Here is a 17,273-nt window from a genome sequence, read left to right on the forward strand (position 1 = left end):
AATATAATTTCCAACGACCACATCAGGGTATTGATAACTTAACGCCAATTCAAAAAGCACAAAAACAACATCCAATTTGGACGAAGTTTGCTCTGGGTATAACTTAACAAACCAATTCAAATACCACCTAATACTATTATCAACTCTGTTTAGTAATAAAAGGTATGAGGTATCATTTGCTACAAGTGGAAATGTAGCTATACTATTTGGAGAAGTATCATTTTTTAATGAGATAGAGACCGAGTCTTTATAGTTTATAGCAAGTATATCGTTCTGTGATTCGCTACTATTTTCAATATTTTTATGCTTAGTATCGCATGAATAAAAAGAAGAAACTAGTAATAAATAAAAAATACATTTTGTTAGCATAGACCATTGGAATTAAGTTTTAACATTTAGAACTAATCAACCATTCACATTACACGGGATGGTTGATTGTGACTTTAATATTTTATCTAGAACATATACAACAACTATCACTTACTTTACTTATAGTAAGGATGATACATCATAATTATACTGATGGTACTTGCTTTATTGTGTTATGATAATAATCTAAAGTATTTATTGTTCTACTTTTATCACCCCAATTCATGACCTATTTTACACGCTGCTGTTGATAATTAAAATTAACAATTGCAATTGATAAAAATAGGAATACTACATTTAAGATAATATGATGTTCAATACTAATTGAATTAAATACACCTCCGCATGAACATTCACTGTTATCATTAAAAATTACTTTACTTATTAAATACGAGGTAAAAATAGAGAGTAAAATGGTGGAGACCCAACCGCCTATTTTTTTAAATCTATCAAAAAGTAAAAGAATGGGAATTGAAGCCTCTAGCAAAAGGATGAAATATGAAAAAAACCATGTCTTTGTAGCAAATACAAAAGGAATCTTGGCAAATTGAATCTGAAAAGTAGAGAAATGAACCAATTTTTCGATTGCAGTGTAAGCAAACAATAAAGAAATTATTATTTCAAAACACGTTTGAATATATACTTTTTTCATTAAAGTAATTCTATAAAACTAATTTAAAATTTGTAAAAGTTAAGTTTTCATACATTACAGTTAATATGTTATCATCGGCAATACAAATCTCTGTAGGTTTTTGAGTGTCAGTTAAAGCTGGTAGTGATATACTGAATTTATACTTACCATTTATAATATCATAAATATCAACGATTCTTGTTTTTTCATGTGATTTATCTATGATATTTGATAAAATGTAGATATTTTTTTTATCAACACAGCCAGAATAATTCACAAAAACATTTGGCTCTACAGTTTCTTCAAATGTTCTTGGCATAATCTCCTTTGAAACAGGTTTTGGGACTGGAAAATTGTCAATAGTCTTAGCATAATATTGAAGATTACCATTAGTATCAAAAGAAAAAAATAATCCAGCTTTGTAACAATAATAAATAGCTTTCATATTACTGTTTCGGGTAAAATTGCCTTCAAATACTAAATCAAGATTTTTATTGGGAAAATAACCGTACTCTTTTTTCACAATATCTTTTATTGTAAATGCAGAGCTATTCATTTTTTTTCTTATGTCAGATGTTATAAAATTGAAGTCTTTTCCTGTATCTTCTGTATAAAGAAAAATGTTACTTGATAATTTTACTCCATTACTTATCGTTTTATCACTTTTGTAATAATATTCTAACTGATTCTTATCAGAGAATTTTTTAAACATATTTTTAGTTTTATCTATTACATAATATCCTTCTTCTGAATCATCTTTATCAAAATACCAGATAGATGAATTTTCCCAGGGTGCTTCTCCTTTAGGAGCTCCAAATGTACTTACCGTTTTTCCACTACTATCGATTTTATGAATAATCTGTGAATGTGAATCTATATACCATAAAAATCCCTGATACTTGTAAATTCTAATAATTTTCCCTAAACAGTTAAAATCATTTATTTTAACTAGTTTTTCATTCATGAAAACTCTCTTCTTAATACTCAAACCATTAGGCAATTTTATTTTATTTTCATAAGATGCTTTAAAATAAAATATTGACCCTATTATGAATATTACAATTATTATGTAGGTATATATACTCCGAAATATTTTCATTTTAGGGTTAAGGTTTTTGCTTGACTAATTAAGTTATATTAATGTGATAATCTCAACGTGATGAATTAAAATAAAAGGTACGGCAATATTTCTCCGTACCTTTTTAAAGCATTAAAAAGTAATAACAATAGCTGGACCAGCTTTATCCTTCTCATCATTAATAGTTATCCAGCCATTAGATTTTTTACACAAGGCACCCTTTCCTGGGCATATCGTTGTAGTTCCTCCACCTTCTTCTTCAACAACTGCATATACTTTGGATAGTGAAAAGGTTAATACGACAGCAAATAAAAATATGTTCTTTTTCATTATTATATTAGATTTAAGTTTTATTAGATTAATATCTTCTAACCTTGTAGTCAAAGAGTAAGCGTATTAAACTGAGAACTATTTACTGTTGTACCACAACAGCAGCTTTATCTTTATCTTTCTCAGAAGTAACTGTTCCATTAGGAGCTTTTACAACACAACTAACTCCTGTTCCTGGGCAAACAATAATTGTACCACTACCCGATTCTTCAGCTAAAGCATTAGCATTATATACAAATCCGGATAATAGTAATAGTAATGCTGACAATTTTATAATTTTCATGGTCTTTGATTGTTAAGTTATTATGGTTGAACAACTACTGCTCCTTTATCTTTATCTTTTTCCGACGTTACGGTATATTCATTCCCATTAACAGTTGTCGTAACTTTACAAGTTACGCCTGAACCAGGGCAAATTGTTGTAGTGCCTCCTGCTTCAACTAAAGCATTTGCTTTCTGGGAAACAAAAAAAATACCTGTCGATATTACAATCGTACATAACACTTTTAACTTTTTCATGATGACAATTTGTTTATTTAGATAAAAAAAATCGCTACCAAGTCAGAAATGTTTTCGTCAAAACTTTCAAAACTTTCGGCATTTTGAAAAACGTTTTTCATTAACCAAAGTTTTCCTTTAAAATTATTAAAGTCAATAGCTGTCACGGGACTTAATTGGACATGATTGGACTTTTTCAGACAATTTTTAAGCCTCGTGAAATTTTTGAAAGATAAAAGATGCTAATTTGGGTTTTAGCAATGAACGAGGGCTTATATTAATCCCTTCTTTTTGAATAAACCGTGTAAGTGTTTTGGTGGAAATTCCGAGCTGCTCAGCCAATTGTTGGCGTGTCATGGGTCTATTTTGAGTATGCTCTAACATATTACAGATTATTAAATTATATGATTTAAGTAGATTTATGAATTTAAAGTTAGAAAATTGCGGATAAATATCAAAAATAATATTAATTTTATTTAAGAATGTTTCAAAATAAGAATAATACAATTTTCGGAACCTAACTACATACTATGCTTCAAGAGACAAAAGCTCCAAAATCATCCTACGGTATTCTTATTGCTTTCGTAGTGTTATCAATCATAGGCTTTGCCTTGATTCCAAAACTATCTGTTCAACTAAACCCTTCTAATAGTTCTGGGAGTATTAATGTATCTTATTATTGGGGTAATGTTTCACCAGAAGTGCTTGAACGTCAGGTTACGGCAAAGCTAGAAGGAGCATTCAGCACTTTGCAGGGTATCAAAAAATTGAGTTCTATTTCAAGTTATGGCAATGGCTATATTACGTTAGAAATTGATAAATCTGCAAACCTAGACCAACTTCGTTTTGAAGTAGCAACCCTTATCAGGCAATTGTACCCACAACTGCCTAAGGAGGTGAGTTACCCTATTATCAACCTTAATTCGCCCAACCAAGAAACTCAACAAAAACCATTGATGTCTTTACAGTTTAATGGACAAACTAGCTTGAGTGACTTGAAAGTTTATGCCGAAGAACAACTAAAACCAAAATTAGCCCAAATAAAGGGTATTTATAATGTAAATGTTTATGGTGGTAATCGACAAGAATGGGTTTTGACTTATGATAGACTTCAATTAGAAAGCTTGCAAATCACTGAAAGTCAAATAGTCAATGCTATTAAAAACCAATATCAACAAAGTAGTTTGGGTTTAGTCCGTACTAAGGACGGTCAACAAATGAATGTGGTATTAACCCCTAAATCATCTCATTATTTAACTCATAAATCTGCTGATGAAATCGTAAAAGAGTTAGAAAACATAGCTTTATCAATACGAGTAAAGGATAGCCAAAAGGTTGATAGAATCATTCATCTTTCTGATATTTTAAAAGTAAGCCGCAATGAGCGACCTATTGAGGAGTTCTATAGAATAAACGGCAAAAATGCTGTTACAATAGTGATACAGGCAGATTTGGGAGCGAATCAATTAACATTAGCGAAGAATATTCGAGCTAAATTGACGAAAATATCGAAAACATTGCCCCCAACGTATCAAACCAATATTGAGTATGATGCCACTGAATATATCCGTGAGAATCTGGATAAAATTTGGGTGCAATCAGGTTTAGCCATCTTGATTTTATTAATTTTTGTGTGGCTTACTACTAGAAGTTGGGCTTATACGATGTTGATAGTCTTGAGCTTAACCGTCAATTTAGCCATTTCATTTATTGTTTTTTATTTCCTTAACATAGAAATTCACCTGTATTCATTGGCAGCCATTACTACGTCGCTTGGTATTTTGATAGACAATACCATTGTGATGATTGACCACTATCGTAGATACCGAAATCTAAGTGTTTTCACGGCTTTGTTAGGGGCAACTCTTACTACTATTGCGGGGCTGATGGTAATATGGTTTTTACCAGAAGAAACAAAAATTGACCTTTTAGACTTTGCCATTGTAATGATTATTACGCTGGGAATCTCTTTATTGGTAGCCTTGTTTTTTGTTCCTGCCATGATAGAGAGACTGAATATAAGAATTGAAAGTAAAGGTATTACAAAAACAAACAAGCTTAAAAGAATAGCTAAACTCAGTAAAATTTATTCCGTTTTAGTATTATTCTTTTTACGTTTTCGCAAAACAGCTTTTGTTTTGATGATACTCGCTTTTGGGCTTCCTGTTTTTATGTTGCCCAATCGGTTGGAAGCCACCAAGCCTTATGCCGAATTTTACAATGCTACCATAGGCAGTGAAAACTACCAAGAAAATATTCAACCTATTATTAATAAAGTCTTTGGAGGGAGTCTAAGACTTTTTGCAAATTATGTTTATGAAAAATCATATTATTCAAAAAATGAACGAACTTCTTTATACGTCAATGCAGGCTTACCTAATCAATCTACAATTGAACAAATGAATGATTTGTATTTACGCGTTGAAAACTACCTTGGTCAGTTTAAGGAAATAGACCGTTTTATTACAAGAATTTATAATGGTCAGAACGGAAGTATGACCATTTATTTTAAACCACAATATGAAAATAGTTCTTTTCCGTATATTTTAAAAAATAGAATGATAGCCCTATCAACAGAAATGAGTGGTATCAATTGGGATATTTATGGGGTTGGGCAAGGGTTTAGTCAGAATTTAGACGCCAATAGTACTCCAACCTTTAATGTACTGATGAAGGGCTACAACTATAATGAATTAGAACGACAAGCCAATATCTTGAAACAACGATTAGAAACCCACCCAAGAATCCAAGAAGTAAATATTAACAATAGTTTCAATTTTTGGAATAACAAGAGTCTATATGAATTTGTGTTGCAAACAGAACCGAAGCACTTGGCGCTTTATGGACGAACCAATGCGGAAGTATATGACTATTTGCAACGCCAAAACGTGCGGTCGAACCCTGATATTTACCAATTAATGAATGGTGAATATGAACAGATTAAGGTAGTGCCAGTGGATAGCAAAACGTTTGATGTTTGGTCGTTAATGAATCAAAAAGTGAATATTGATAAAAATGTCATTAAACTATCATCTTTTACAAGAACAGAAAAACAGAAAGTTAGCCCAGAAATTAATAAAGAGAATCAAGAGTATTTACGAATGATTAGTTTCGAGTATTTTGGAAGTCAAACTTTTGGAGATAAATTTTTAGAGCAAACCTTAAAGGAAATAAAAACGCAATTACCGTTGGGTTATACTGCCAAAAAACAAGGTTATAATTGGTTTGGAGAAGAAGCAAAACAGCAATATTGGTTATTGGGCTTGGTAATAGTTTTAATCTATATTATTTGTGCTATTATTTTTGAGTCTTTACTTCAACCCATTGCCTTGATTCTGCAAATTCCTATTTCGTTTATTGGCGTTTTCCTAACCTTTTACTGGTTTGATTTTAATTTTGACCAAGGGGGCTATGCTTCCTTTGTATTACTGAGTGGTAATGTAGTGTGTGCAGCAATATTTATCATTTCCGAATTTAATAATCTGAGAAGATTGCACCCTTATACCAGTGATTTTAAATTATATATTAAAGCATTCAACCATAAAATTATTCCTATACTGCTTACTGTTTTGTCAACGGTAGTAGGACTTATTCCCTTTTTAATTTATGGTCAAAATGAAGCTTTTTGGTTTGCTTTAGGAGTTGGGACAATTGGAGGATTAATAATATCGCTGATTGGGATTATTTTCTACCTACCTTTATTTTTAAAATTTAATTCTAATGATAATATGATATCAACTCATCATTAAACAATTCTCTTTTGGACAAGCTCAATCTCGTCTGACACATCAACTGTCGAGCTTATTCGGCTTAAATCTGATAAAAGATTGCTTAGAAATTTCTGATGTGCATCTGATTGCTCATTAAACGGACGGTGTGCAAGCCTTTTTTTAATTTGAGTCCATTCTACTACGAATGCCTTTAATTCTTCACCAAAATAAGTGTCCGCGAATTTTTCAAAAATATACTGTTCTGCTACTTCATTCGGATGAATTAAATCTGCTTTATAGAAGCGATAATCACGCAAATCATCCATCATTATTTCATAAGATGGGAAGTATTCAACATCGCTATAATCTGTCGTTAGATAATGACAAGCTGCACGTAGGATAGATTTTGAAACCTGATTTTCGGAAATACCGTCTTTTGTATGCCTTACTGGCGAAACCGTGAGGACGATTCTCAAATTCGGATTCATTTCTTTCAATTGCTTATAAAGTATAGCAAAACTTTTACATACATCTTTTACGCTTAGTAAGTCTTTTTCAAAATATTTACTTGGCATTTTATGGCAATTAGCTACATAAGCAGGATATTCCAAAAGCTTGTAGATAAAAGCTGTTCCGAAGGTAATAATCAGGAAATCTGTATGAAGTAATTGAGTAGATAAGCCTTTAAGATGTTTGTCGATATTATCCCTAAGCACATCCTTAGATTGAGCAAAGAATTGTGAATGAAAATCGTAATGAAACCAAGTTTTTTGATGCTCGACAAACAAGCGTTCGTCGGCAAATTGACAATCTGGAGAGAGGATTTTAAAAATCGAAAGAGGGTTAAATAATGTCCCCAGTGGATTTACTTCGATTTTAATCTTATTATTTTTCAACTGATTCCCAACTACATCAGCAAAGCAAGAGCCTAGCGTGATTAATTGGGAATCAATTGAAATTTTATTTTGTACAACTGGAATAGTAAAGGTTGTCCTAAATTCAGCCATCTATAGCTTATTTTTGTTTTACTGTAAATGCCAATGTGTCTGCATTTACTCCAGTAAAGATACCTAGTCCATTTGTAATGGTAGTAGGTGGCGTACTAATATTTTGTGAAGTACTTCCTGTGCTATTGTACAAAGCTGCATAATCTGGGTTTACTTTCAATAATACAAGATTGTGTTTACCAAAATATTGAAACTGCTGAGAACGCAACTGTGTAGTAGTTCCTTGTACAGGCTGACTTCTGAAACGTCTTGTCAAATCATTGAAATTACTTGTAGTTGGCAAGGTAATAATCAACACAGGGTTAGCTTCAATGTTATCGACTACCACAAAATGATAATCGCTGTTTGGATTACTCCATGATAAATTCACATCGGTATTCTCATCAAAGCCTCCCCCAAAGCCTCCCCCAGATGATAAGTTCAGTTTAGTTCTTGCGATAGATGTAATATCCGTTTTGAAACCAACAGGTTTTGTAGGGATAATTGTACTCGCAGTTACAGCATTACCATTATAAGTGAATGACAAATTGTAAGTAACGCCTACTTTTAATTTCACCGTTGAATCAGATTTGTACACACCCGCACCATTAGAAGTTAACGAATAGGTATTGGTACCATCCGAAATTTTGATATTTAATCCATTGATTGGAGCTTCCGTATTTGAGGTATCTTCATTATAAGCAATTTCTTTTTTCACCGATAAAGAAATTGGCTTGCCTGCTACTAAATACGCTTCAACAACGGGTCTTGCACCACCTTCGATAAAGTTGGAATCTTTATCACAAGCCACAATCCCTAACAATGAAGCAAAGATTATGATGGCCAAAAGGTTATTTTTTGATGATATAAATTTGATATATGATTTCATTTGTCGTTTTTAATTTAGCCTCTTTGCCTTCAAAATCTACGAGACAAAGAAAATCTTATTTACTTAAACTTATAGCTAAAAGTAAGATTCGGAGTAAAGCCCAAATAATTTACATCAGTGATAGACAAGTACTTGTTACCTGTAGTTTCGTCTGTAACAGTCTGGTATTTTTTGTACCAAACGTTTGTTTTTCCATAAACGTTAAACACTGAAAGACCAATACTACCATGTCCAAAATTATACGTAGCCGATATATCTAAACGGTGTGATGCTGGTAAGCGATTACCGTTAGTGATAGATGGGTCTGTAAAGTCTTTTTCTGTTCCGTCAAGTAATTTTACTGTATATCCTCCTACAATTGAAGTATAAGGTTTTCCTGAGGCATAAATCCAAGTAGCGGCTAGATCCCAACGTCCCATTTTATATATATTGACAGACTTAAATTCATGTCTTACGTCAAAGTTTGAAGGGAATGAGTTAGCAGAAAACTGTGCAATGTATTTATCCGAATGAGCAAAAGTATAACCTACCCAACCAGTATAGTCACCGAACTTCTTCTGAACCAAAAAGTCGATACCTTTTACTTTACCAGTACCATTAAAGAAAGTTTCGTTAGCAATTAAACCACGACCAATCTGTGGCGCAAAACGAAGCGTATAACGCGTATCATTCTGAATATCTTTATAATATCCTTCAACATCAAACAGATAATCATTCAATTCATAACTCAATCCAAATATATAATGTGTTGAAGAGGTAACTGGCAGATAAGAATCATTAGCCAATACCCAGAAATTACGGCTACCATTAGAAATATCTTCTCTTTCAACTTGTTTCGCAAATTGATAATAAATACCCCAAGCTCCTTTGAATTTCAAACGGTCGTTTACCGCATAAGTACCTGATAATCTTGGTTCAAAATAGTTTTTACCAGTAACATCAAAATAGTTAGCTCTAATACCTCCTTTTAAAACAAGTTTGTTATCAAATAATTTTAATTGGTCTTGCAAGTACGCTGTTAACAAGCTTCCTTTATCGTTTTTAGCAATAATAACTGTTGTATCATTTTGGCTATTTGAGTATTGAATATTCAGCCTTGTAGCTTGGATACCAAACGCCAACTGATTGCTCTTAGAAGTGTTATATTCAATATCTGTTTTAGCAGAAAAGTCTTTTAAGTCATTACTTTCTATCGAACCAAATTTAACAGTAGTCGTTTCATTATTTCTTACAAAACTATTTACACTTGTGTTATCTCTTCCACTGAAGAAGTTAGAATAACTTATCAAAGTGTTTGTATAGAATTTATCACTCCATTTTTTAGACCATTTCAAACTTGTTCCTGTATTACCCCATTTAGAAAGGTCGGTGTTATTAAAACCACCTCCGCCACCACCAAAGGGTAAGCCTAAATTCTGAGAGTTATCTAAATAATCTTCTCCGTTATAAATACTCAAACTTATATTTTCATTCTCAGATGGTTTAAAAGTCACTTTACCATTCAAGTCATAAAAATATGATGTGGCAGTTTGTGCACTCTGCGCACTCCTGAAACCTCCGCCAAAACCACCGCCTTGTGTAGTGGTAGTACTTGAGTTAAAGGTATTAAAGATTTTATTATACAAAGGACCTGCCCATGAACGACGACCTGCTACTGAGAAAGTTATCTTTTTATCTTTAGTAACTGGTCCTTCAGCCCATACATTCGCACTGATTAAGCTTAAATCTCCACCAAAGTTAAATTCTCTTTTATTACCATCTTTACTGGTAATCTCTACCACTGATGAAATTCTTCCTCCGAATTTGGCATCAAAACCACCTTTATAAAGCTGAACATCTTTGATTGGGTTTGAGTTGAAAGCCGAGAAGAACCCGTAAAGGTGATCTACATAATAAACGGTAAATCCATCATAAAGCACAAGGTTTTGATCGGGCGTACCACCACGCACATACAAACCAGAAGAAGACTGGTTGGCAGCACTAATCCCTGGCATTAGCTGGAAAGAACGGAAAATATCTTTTTCCCCAACGTTTGGTAATTTAGCAATATTACGTGGAGTCATTTTAAACATACCGATGGTTTCGGCAGCTTTCAATACCTCCGTTTTTTCCCCTTTTACAACTACTTCATCTAATTCTGTATTATCAGGCTCCATTTCGATGGTAATACCACTAATAGGCGCATCTGGAACAAGTTTAATTGTAGTAGTTACATAACCAATATAACTCAAAATTAACGTAGTCGTATCTGTCGGAACTTTCAAGAGTGTAAAATAACCATCCACGTTGGTTTGTGTACCCGTTTTCTTACTCTTAATCATGATATTCACGAAGGGAAGCGGCTCAGCAGAACGTGCGTCAAGGATTTTACCTGTGAAGGTAAAGTCAAATTTAGTAGCTGGTTTTAAAGCAGCCTGACGGCGAGTTGTTTGTGGAATCGCTTCAATCGCAAGACGATTAACAGAAAGTTGCGGAGTAGTACCATTTGTACTTGGAGCCTTGATGGCAGCATCAGCAATAGCAGGTGCAGGCACTGCTGAGTTACCACCATAGTAAGTACCACTATTATAGCTACTCTTTATATACACCTTCTGTGTTTTAGGAACAATATGCACTAATTGGTTATCATCCACATAGAATTTCAGACCCGATCCTTTTAAAAGTCCTCTCATTCCAGTTTCCAATGTCATATTATCAAACCAGTAACTTGCATATAAACCTTTAATTTTAGTGGGGTCATAAATAAATTTAGCGCCTGATTTTGCTTCTAAGTCTGCTAGAATTTCAGCTAAGGGGCGATTATTATAGAATTCATCTTTGATAGTAATCCCAGTAGTTGTTGTAACCTGCGAAAATACCTTCACTGAGAATAGTATTAAAGTGGTTAATAGAAAAAGTTTTTTCATGAAATACAGTTGGTTAATCCGAAGTACAAAGTTAGGGCAATCTTCTCATAAATTGCCACATACTTAAGAATACATCAAATAGACCTCTATTATTGTGGAATAGTTGCGTTAAAAATTGTTAAAAGCCTATGATTTGATATGAAATCGAGAAATGTGTATACTTATTGACCTATGATTTTGAAAAAGCCTTCAGAATAACTTTCGCTGATTGGAATTTGAGCATTGCCGATTTTAATCTTTAAATTTCTGATAGATTCTATTTTATCAAGCGAAACAATAAAAGATTTGTGTACTCTAAAACAATCGGGCGTTGGCAATTTCTCCTCGATGGCTTTCATCGTCATTCTTGTTACGATGGGCTTGGTAGAAGTAGAAATGTAGATTTTAATATAGTCTTTTAATCCTTCAATATAAGTAATTTCTGATACCCTGATTTTTACCAATGAATAATCTGCATTCACAAAAATAGCAGAGATTTTATCTTCATGAATTTCTTCTGAAACCTGAGGCTTGTTTTTTAAAGTATATAGTTCAAAAGCTTTATTAACAGCTTTTAGGAATCTCTCAAAATCAATAGGCTTTAGGAGGTAATCTACCACATCTAACTCAAATCCCTCTAGTGCATACTGTTTATAAGCCGTTACAAAAATTACCATCGGCTTATTTTTCAGGCTATGCAAAAACTGCACACCAGTGATGCCTGGCATTTGTATATCCAAGAATATTAAGTCTATTTCTTCATTTTGCACAACTTCGATGGCATCAAAAGCATTTTTACAACGTTTTACCAATTTCAAAAATGGCACTTTGTTGATATTATCCTCAAGTAAATCAAGGGCTAGATTTTCATCATCTACGGCAATACAATTAAGCATAAGCAATTTTATTTATTACACGTTTTCCCCTAAAATAGGATTAAATCATGTCTTATCTAACATCAAAGATACTCTTTTTGTTGATTGTAACATTACAAAAACTAATTAAGCATCGTCATCTTTACGAATAATGATGAGCTTTATTTTGTAATAATCGGCCTCGTCTTTAATAATTAATTGATGGTTCTCTGGATAAAGTAATTCTAATCTTCGTTTTACGTTGGTTAGCCCAATACCCGAAGCATCATCCTTTTTTTCCTGAAATTGACGATTCACCTTATTACTTACCTCAAATGTCAGGCTGTTTTTTTCTGTGGTCAATACAATATCAATGGTTGGATTGATAATCATACCCACACCATGTTTAAACGAGTTCTCTACAAATGGAATCAATAACATAGGTTCTATCGTTTGGTTCTTATCTAAATCACCCACTTGAAAATTAATAGCAATATCGTCTCCAAAGCGTAATTGCTGTAGTTCAATATAAGCTCTGAGGTATTGATATTCCCTTTCTAAGGTCACCATGGCATCATCAGATTCATATAGCATATAGCGCATCAAATCTGATAGTTTTACGACTACAGGTTCTACTTTTTCTGGTTTTCTTCTTGAGAGTGAAACAATGCTATTTAATACATTAAAAATAAAATGCGGGCTAATTTGAGAGCGTAAAAAGGATAGTTCAGACTTCAGTCTTTCATTTTCTTGTTCTTTTTTAGACTTTTCGTCTTCCATGCTATCTGATACAATCCGATATGATGTACTGATGGCTAAAAAGAAAAGCAATTGAAAGGTAAAACCCGTTTTGGGGATTGTTCGTGCATTAAAAAAAGTGTTTTTGATAATTCCGTTTAGAAAAAACACCGCAACTATCAAACAAACAATAGAAAGCAAATACCATCCAATGCCTTTAACTTTTAAAATCTTGGGAATCAAAAAATTGCTATTCAGGTAAAAAAATGGAATATTCAATAAGGTAAAGACTGCAAAGAAAATAGTAATAGATACCCTTGGTGGCGGCGGCGGACGGTGAATAATTGCCCGAGCAGGTTCAGCATTTTGTGCTTGAAGTATAAACGGTAATGCCAGCATAAAAGCCCAAAAAGCAATATGAAGAAATATAATTTGATATTTTGATAAATTATTTTTGGTCATTTTAGACATTCATTTATTAGCAATCACTCCTTAAAAAAAGCCTTATAAAAGAGAGACTTAGACAAATTTAATTAAAGATAAACTGTTAAAAAATATAATGGTATATTCCGTAAATTTGTGCAGACCATTCACCTCATAAAAGCGACCATTGAAAATTAGATATGCTTTTTAGTAAAAACGATAATCAAATACAGGAATGAAGAAATTAATCATCACCACAGTTACTTTTTTAGCATTTGTCCATAGCGGCTATTCTCAAGAAAAGCCAGCAAAAGTTGTTAAGGGACACATCAGCAAAATAAAAAAAGAGGTAGTGTTAGAAGAGGGCAAAGACCCTATTTGTAAAATGCATGTAGAAAAAGATGCCAAACATACTTCTACTTATCAAGGCAAAAAAGTTAGTTTTTGTAGTGTAGTTTGCAAAGAAATGTTTGATAAGAATCCCGAAAAATATGCTGTTAAACATTAAGAGCAATAATATTCGTGTTAGTAATTTTGTTATATTTGTTTAACATCTCTTTTGTATAGTTTCTGACCTTAGTACTACTTAATCTATGAACAAAAAATTAAAAGTAATGATGCTTGAGGCTGAAAAGAAAGTATATGAGCAAGTCTTAAATAGCCAGCAAGTCTTTCTTAAGGCAACCGAAATAGACGAATTACTTGACTTAATCTTAGAAATTAACAAACAGTTAGCTGAACTCAAAAAATAATATTTGTTATGAAGCCTCTTGAAAAACTCAGCGCTATTTTCTTAAAGATAGATAATGCTCGAAATCCTTCGGAAATTGAAGCTTTAAGTAATGAAGTTGATATAATATTGAAAGAAAATAATGAGCAACCCATAGAAGGAGTTGCTGATTTATTATTAGAACGAGCTAAATTATTGAAACAAAAAATAACATTGATGAGTCATGACTTTGAGGCAAAATTGGTTCAATAAATGAATTCTGATTAAAAACATCCTCTAAAAAATAAATATTTATTTTTTAGAGGATGTTTTTTGTTATCCAACAAAACTAAACTTCCATTTTAGTCCAAACAGCTCCTGCTGCATTTGATTTCAGAACGGTGTCAATAAATACCATTCCACGTAAACCTTCTTCAATACCCATAAAATCATGGATTGCTGGGTCGTATCCCGATGAACTAGCAGATTCCCCTTTTAAACCACCTGTTGCATTTTTCTGAGCCTCTTCTCCCCATCTTGCTCTCAGTGCATAGGTAAAGTTTCTATAAATATTTGCAAATGTTTCGATGTATCCTTCTGGGTGTCCTGCTGGCTGCCGAGTATGTGCCTGAGCTGCTTTTGAAAGATTACCCACACCAGTACGAAGGATTCTTGAACCATTTTCTTGATTAGTCAAAATCAACGTGTTAGGGTCCATTTGTTTCCATTTCAAACCTCCGAATTCTCCATATATTCTAATGTTCAAATCGTTCTCTTCCCCATTACAGATTTGCGAGTTGTGTAAAATCCCTTTTGCGCCGTTATCAAAACGTAAAAGCATATTGGCATCATCATCTAGTTGGCGACCTTCCACAAAAATTGTTAAATCAGCACAAATCTCTGTGATTTTTAAGCCTGTGATATATTCTGCCAAGTTTTCAGCATGCGTACCGATGTCTCCTACTCCGCCTGCCGCACCGCTTCTAGCAGGGTCGGTTCTCCAAGCAGCCTGTTTTTGACCAGTAGCTTCAACCAATTGTGCTAACCATCCCTGTGGATATTCTACGATTACCTTACGGATTTTACCAATTGCTCCTGCTTTGATTAATTCACGAGCTTCTTTAACCATTGGATAACCCGAATAGTTATGCGTCAACGCATAAATCAATCCCGACTCTTCAATAATATCTTTTAATAAATAGGCTTCTTTTGAATTCAAGGTAGCTGGTTTATCAGATACCACATGAAAACCATTTTCTAATGCCATCTTGGCCGCAGGAAAATGAACATGGTTTGGAGTAACAATAGAAACGAAGTCCATTCTTTCTCCTTCGGGAAGTGCTTTTTCAGCCAAAATCATTTCTTCAAATGAACCATAAACACGGTCTGGAGAGAGATAAAGAGCCTCACCTGTCGCTTTTGATTTAGCTGGGTCAGAACTAAATGCTCCGCAAACCAATTCAATTTCGCCATCCAATGCCGCACCACGGCGGTGAACAGCTCCGATGAAAGCTTCTAAGCTTCCACCAATCATACCCATTCTAACTTTTCTTGCCATTTTTCGTATCAATCAGTCGGTAAGTAATTATTTATGAATTTTATTTATCACAAATTTACCGCATAGTATTTTAATTAAATCCTTTCTTGTGATAAACTAAGTACAAAATTTCATAAAAATACTGATAAGAACTTACAGAGAATCTCGAAAAAAATTCGTTTTTTTGATAGATTTTTCTCTGATGATATTTCATAAAACCAAGATTTCTAATTTATTTAACACTTTTTTAATCCCTAATCAACTATGTCTCAAATCGTTAACCGCGACAAGCTTTTCCTAGGAAGTTGTTTTGCCTTAATAACCACTGCAATGGCTTTCGGTATCCGCGCTGGTGTTCTTACTCAACTTGGTGCAGAATTTCAACTTTCGTCACAAGAACTAGGTTACGTAAATCAAATGGCTTTTTTGGGCTTTCCAATCGCTATGATTATTGGTGGTCCTTTATATAATGCACTTGGCCCTAAAAAAATCATCTGGGTAGCCTTCTTTACCCACGTACTTGGTCTGGTTATGACTATTTTTTCTGGTGGATTCTGGACTTTATTAATCTCAACATTCTTTGTTGGATTTGGTAATGGAACCGTTGAAGCCGCTTGTAATCCGATGATTTCTGACATGTATGAAGGAAATGAAAAAACCAAAATGTTGAATCGTTTTCACATGTGGTTTCCTGGCGGTATCGTAATCGGAAGTCTTCTTTCTCAATTCATGACTTCTGCTAACATGGGTTGGCAATTACAAATTGGAGCAATTTTGATTCCAGCTGTAGGCTATGCATTCTTGTTCTTCGGACAAGCATTTCCTGCTAGTGTAGAGGAAGGTGCGGCATCTACAGGAGAAAACCTAAAATCTATGTTATCGCCTTTATACCTTTTCATGCTAGCTTGTATGGCTTTAACAGCTATTTCTGAGTTCGGTCCTGAGCAATGGATTGGTCCAGTTCTTGGTAAAGCAGGAGCTAGTCCAATGATTATCTTGGCTTTAGTAACAGGATTAATGGCAGTAGGTCGTTATTTTGCTGGTCCTATCGTTCACTCAATCAATCCGACAGGTGTATTATTAGCATCGGCAATATTCACAACTATTGGTGTAATTCTATTGAGCCAAGCAACAGGTGGAATGGTTTACGTATCTGCTGTAATTTTTGCGGTAGGCGTATGTTATTTCTGGCCAACAATGATTGGCTTTGTAGCTGAAAACTTACCTAGAACTGGAGCATTTGGTCTTTCAATTATGGGTGGTATGGGAATGTTTTCTACTTCTATTTTCCAACCAATTATTGGTTCTTGGATAGATGACGAAAAAGTAAAAGCTGCTGAAGCTGGACTTACTGGTGACATTGCTGAATTAACTGCGGGGCAGGCAACACTTGTTAACATGACGATTTTTCCTGCTATCTTGATTTTTGCATTCATAGGCTTGTATTTCTATATGCGTAAACGTACTCCTGCATATAAATAAAAGTTTTATCGTTATATCAAAAACAAACCCCACAAATACTTGTTATTCTGTGGGGTTTTCTTTGAAGCTATTTAAACTTTCCCATTCGGATTAAACTAAGTCTTTTAGAATAGCTTGTTCCAAAATTTACTCAACGTAGCGATGCTATGCTTCC

17 protein-coding genes are annotated in these 17,273 nt (G+C 33.6%); 5 read left to right on the top strand and 12 right to left on the bottom strand.

Going from position 1 to position 17,273, the window contains the following annotated elements; genetic code table 11:
* Positions 1-598: 598 nt before the first annotated feature.
* The 6 genes from VB264_RS02080 to VB264_RS02105 all read right to left on the bottom strand — a co-directional run bounded on the left by VB264_RS02080 (position 599) and on the right by VB264_RS02105 (position 3,290).
* A complete protein-coding gene (locus tag VB264_RS02080; RefSeq protein ID WP_323246339.1) occupies positions 599-1,021 on the bottom strand; it encodes a MauE/DoxX family redox-associated membrane protein in 423 nt (140 codons plus the stop codon).
* Between the two features lie 10 nt (positions 1,022-1,031).
* Positions 1,032-2,099 carry a hypothetical protein gene (locus VB264_RS02085; RefSeq protein WP_323246341.1) on the bottom strand — a complete coding sequence of 356 codons (1,068 nt, stop codon included), beginning with the start codon at positions 2,097-2,099 and terminating at the stop codon, positions 1,032-1,034.
* 111 nt (positions 2,100-2,210) lie between these two features.
* A complete protein-coding gene (locus VB264_RS02090; RefSeq protein ID WP_323246342.1) occupies positions 2,211-2,408 on the bottom strand; it encodes a hypothetical protein in 198 nt (65 codons plus the stop codon).
* An 82-nt stretch (positions 2,409-2,490) separates the two neighbouring features.
* The gene (locus VB264_RS02095) at positions 2,491-2,691 is read right to left on the bottom strand and encodes a hypothetical protein (RefSeq protein WP_323246344.1); all 201 of its coding nucleotides are present in this window, start codon (positions 2,689-2,691) and stop codon (positions 2,491-2,493) included.
* A 20-nt stretch (positions 2,692-2,711) separates the two neighbouring features.
* Complete coding sequence (locus tag VB264_RS02100) at positions 2,712-2,927, bottom strand: hypothetical protein (protein WP_323246345.1); 216 nt, start codon at positions 2,925-2,927, stop codon at positions 2,712-2,714.
* 186 nt (positions 2,928-3,113) lie between these two features.
* Positions 3,114-3,290, bottom strand: coding sequence for a hypothetical protein (locus VB264_RS02105; protein WP_323246346.1), 177 nt, complete (start codon positions 3,288-3,290; stop codon positions 3,114-3,116).
* A gap of 146 nt (positions 3,291-3,436) precedes the next feature.
* Between VB264_RS02105 and VB264_RS02110 the strand changes: the two genes are divergently transcribed.
* The gene (locus VB264_RS02110; protein ID WP_323246348.1) at positions 3,437-6,655 is read left to right on the top strand and encodes an efflux RND transporter permease subunit; all 3,219 of its coding nucleotides are present in this window, start codon (positions 3,437-3,439) and stop codon (positions 6,653-6,655) included.
* On the opposite strand, the gene VB264_RS02115 is transcribed toward VB264_RS02110, so the two are convergent.
* The 5 genes from VB264_RS02115 to VB264_RS02135 all read right to left on the bottom strand — a co-directional run bounded on the left by VB264_RS02115 (position 6,652) and on the right by VB264_RS02135 (position 13,430).
* Positions 6,652-7,623 (bottom strand): GSCFA domain-containing protein, encoded by a 972-nt coding sequence (locus tag VB264_RS02115; RefSeq protein WP_323246350.1) that lies wholly within the window; start codon positions 7,621-7,623, stop codon positions 6,652-6,654. The genes VB264_RS02110 and VB264_RS02115 overlap by 4 nt on opposite strands.
* 7 nt (positions 7,624-7,630) lie before the next feature.
* On the bottom strand, positions 7,631-8,491 hold the full coding sequence (locus VB264_RS02120; protein WP_323246351.1) for a DUF4249 family protein: 861 nt from the start codon (positions 8,489-8,491) through the stop codon (positions 7,631-7,633).
* Between the two features lie 59 nt (positions 8,492-8,550).
* A complete protein-coding gene (locus tag VB264_RS02125; protein ID WP_323246353.1) occupies positions 8,551-11,397 on the bottom strand; it encodes a TonB-dependent receptor in 2,847 nt (948 codons plus the stop codon).
* Between the two features lie 161 nt (positions 11,398-11,558).
* Positions 11,559-12,272, bottom strand: a complete 714-nt coding sequence (locus VB264_RS02130) for a LytR/AlgR family response regulator transcription factor (RefSeq protein WP_309912815.1) — start codon at positions 12,270-12,272, stop codon at positions 11,559-11,561.
* A gap of 105 nt (positions 12,273-12,377) precedes the next feature.
* Positions 12,378-13,430 (bottom strand): sensor histidine kinase, encoded by a 1,053-nt coding sequence (locus VB264_RS02135; protein ID WP_323246355.1) that lies wholly within the window; start codon positions 13,428-13,430, stop codon positions 12,378-12,380.
* Positions 13,431-13,626: 196 nt separating this feature from the next.
* Here VB264_RS02135 and VB264_RS02140 point away from each other — a divergent pair, with 196 nt between their 5' ends.
* The 3 genes from VB264_RS02140 to VB264_RS02150 all read left to right on the top strand — a co-directional run bounded on the left by VB264_RS02140 (position 13,627) and on the right by VB264_RS02150 (position 14,373).
* Entirely contained in the window at positions 13,627-13,899 is a 273-nt protein-coding gene (locus tag VB264_RS02140; RefSeq protein ID WP_323246357.1) for a YHS domain-containing protein, read from the top strand.
* An 85-nt stretch (positions 13,900-13,984) separates the two neighbouring features.
* Positions 13,985-14,143, top strand: a complete 159-nt coding sequence (locus tag VB264_RS02145) for a hypothetical protein (RefSeq protein ID WP_323246359.1) — start codon at positions 13,985-13,987, stop codon at positions 14,141-14,143.
* A gap of 8 nt (positions 14,144-14,151) precedes the next feature.
* A complete protein-coding gene (locus VB264_RS02150) occupies positions 14,152-14,373 on the top strand; it encodes a hypothetical protein (RefSeq protein ID WP_323246361.1) in 222 nt (73 codons plus the stop codon).
* Between the two features lie 76 nt (positions 14,374-14,449).
* Here VB264_RS02150 and VB264_RS02155 read toward each other — a convergent pair whose 3' ends face one another.
* The gene (locus VB264_RS02155) at positions 14,450-15,640 is read right to left on the bottom strand and encodes a Gfo/Idh/MocA family protein (protein WP_323246697.1); all 1,191 of its coding nucleotides are present in this window, start codon (positions 15,638-15,640) and stop codon (positions 14,450-14,452) included.
* A gap of 261 nt (positions 15,641-15,901) precedes the next feature.
* On the opposite strand from VB264_RS02155, the gene VB264_RS02160 reads away from it, so the two are divergent.
* On the top strand, positions 15,902-17,119 hold the full coding sequence (locus VB264_RS02160; protein ID WP_323246362.1) for an MFS transporter: 1,218 nt from the start codon (positions 15,902-15,904) through the stop codon (positions 17,117-17,119).
* Positions 17,120-17,273: the final 154 nt, after the last annotated feature.

It is taken from the genome of Arcicella aquatica, from assembly GCF_034928825.1.
Taxonomy (GTDB): Bacteria; Bacteroidota; Bacteroidia; order Cytophagales; family Spirosomataceae; genus Arcicella; species Arcicella aquatica.

Coding starts and splice junctions, on each gene's coding strand:
- VB264_RS02080 (WP_323246339.1), bottom strand. CDS start 1,021: ATGAAAAAAGTATATATTCAAACGTGTTTTGAAATAATAATTTCTTTA.
- VB264_RS02135 (WP_323246355.1), bottom strand. CDS start 13,430: ATGACCAAAAATAATTTATCAAAATATCAAATTATATTTCTTCATATT.
- VB264_RS02085 (WP_323246341.1), bottom strand. CDS start 2,099: ATGAAAATATTTCGGAGTATATATACCTACATAATAATTGTAATATTC.
- VB264_RS02125 (WP_323246353.1), bottom strand. CDS start 11,397: ATGAAAAAACTTTTTCTATTAACCACTTTAATACTATTCTCAGTGAAG.
- VB264_RS02090 (WP_323246342.1), bottom strand. CDS start 2,408: ATGAAAAAGAACATATTTTTATTTGCTGTCGTATTAACCTTTTCACTA.
- VB264_RS02120 (WP_323246351.1), bottom strand. CDS start 8,491: ATGAAATCATATATCAAATTTATATCATCAAAAAATAACCTTTTGGCC.
- VB264_RS02130 (WP_309912815.1), bottom strand. CDS start 12,272: ATGCTTAATTGTATTGCCGTAGATGATGAAAATCTAGCCCTTGATTTA.
- VB264_RS02115 (WP_323246350.1), bottom strand. CDS start 7,623: ATGGCTGAATTTAGGACAACCTTTACTATTCCAGTTGTACAAAATAAA.
- VB264_RS02140 (WP_323246357.1), top strand. CDS start 13,627: ATGAAGAAATTAATCATCACCACAGTTACTTTTTTAGCATTTGTCCAT.
- VB264_RS02155 (WP_323246697.1), bottom strand. CDS start 15,640: ATGGGTATGATTGGTGGAAGCTTAGAAGCTTTCATCGGAGCTGTTCAC.
- VB264_RS02105 (WP_323246346.1), bottom strand. CDS start 3,290: ATGTTAGAGCATACTCAAAATAGACCCATGACACGCCAACAATTGGCT.
- VB264_RS02150 (WP_323246361.1), top strand. CDS start 14,152: ATGAAGCCTCTTGAAAAACTCAGCGCTATTTTCTTAAAGATAGATAAT.
- VB264_RS02145 (WP_323246359.1), top strand. CDS start 13,985: ATGAACAAAAAATTAAAAGTAATGATGCTTGAGGCTGAAAAGAAAGTA.
- VB264_RS02110 (WP_323246348.1), top strand. CDS start 3,437: ATGCTTCAAGAGACAAAAGCTCCAAAATCATCCTACGGTATTCTTATT.
- VB264_RS02100 (WP_323246345.1), bottom strand. CDS start 2,927: ATGAAAAAGTTAAAAGTGTTATGTACGATTGTAATATCGACAGGTATT.
- VB264_RS02095 (WP_323246344.1), bottom strand. CDS start 2,691: ATGAAAATTATAAAATTGTCAGCATTACTATTACTATTATCCGGATTT.
- VB264_RS02160 (WP_323246362.1), top strand. CDS start 15,902: ATGTCTCAAATCGTTAACCGCGACAAGCTTTTCCTAGGAAGTTGTTTT.